General features: G+C 55.9%; 1 protein-coding gene and 1 pseudogene. Both read right to left on the bottom strand.

The features are described from left to right. A pseudogene (locus HMPREF2604_RS13495) lies at nt 1-336 on the bottom strand (hypothetical protein); the annotation flags it as partial. Nucleotides 337-443: 107 nt separating this feature from the next. Beyond that, nucleotides 444-732: integrase core domain-containing protein (locus tag HMPREF2604_RS14285; protein WP_246818371.1), on the bottom strand; the 289-nt coding region annotated here is incomplete at its 5' end.

The following is a 732-nucleotide window of genomic DNA, read 5'->3' as shown; positions in this document are numbered from 1 at the left end:
TGCCTTCTCGCGCGCCGGATCGCGCGGCGGCTGAGGCTCACGGCCTTCAGGAGGCGGGGTCTTTTCATCTCGCTCCACCCGGCCAAGAAAGCGCCGGATCATGGAGGCATTGGCCGCAACCACACCAAGAGCCGTATAGAAGAAGGCCGCAGCAAAACCACGAACCGGCCTCCTAGTGTGGTCACCAATAGCAGCACCACCACGATTGTTCTTCACGTAGTCATTACGAGTTTCAATCACATTGCGCCAGGTACCGTATATTTTCTGCCACTCAGGTGTCTTGTAGGCCGGGCCAGTTTGTCGGTAGCGAATGCCCTCAGTGTGAGGGATGGCCACAGAGGACTTATTGGTACAGCACTTACCCATCTGGCTGCGCGGAGCTTCAAGACTAGGTGATGGGATAATAGGCAGTCTGAAGCGTCCTGGGTTTAGTTCCGCTTCTTTTACGGCCCTGTGTTGATGGGCTGGGTGAGATAGTACTCGGTTTCTACTTCTTGTGGGGTGGCGTAGTCCAATGCTTCGTGAAGCCGCTTAGTGTTCCACCAATGCACCCACCGCAAGGTGGCCAGTTCGACTTCTCCGACCGATGTCCACGGGCCTTGGGCATGAATCAGTTCCGCCTTGTAGAGACCATTGACTGTTTCGGCTAGTGCATTGTCATAAGAATCGCCGACTGTTCCCACACTCGGCCGGATTCCGGAATCCGCGAGAGCGGTGGAATACTTCAGTGAC

Origin of the sequence: Corynebacterium sp. HMSC055A01 (assembly GCF_001809405.1) — a bacterium.
In the GTDB taxonomy this organism is placed as follows: domain Bacteria; phylum Actinomycetota; class Actinomycetes; order Mycobacteriales; family Mycobacteriaceae; genus Corynebacterium; species Corynebacterium hesseae.
The sequence above is the reverse complement of the archived record's forward strand: the minus strand, read 5'-3'. Positions and strand labels throughout refer to the sequence as shown.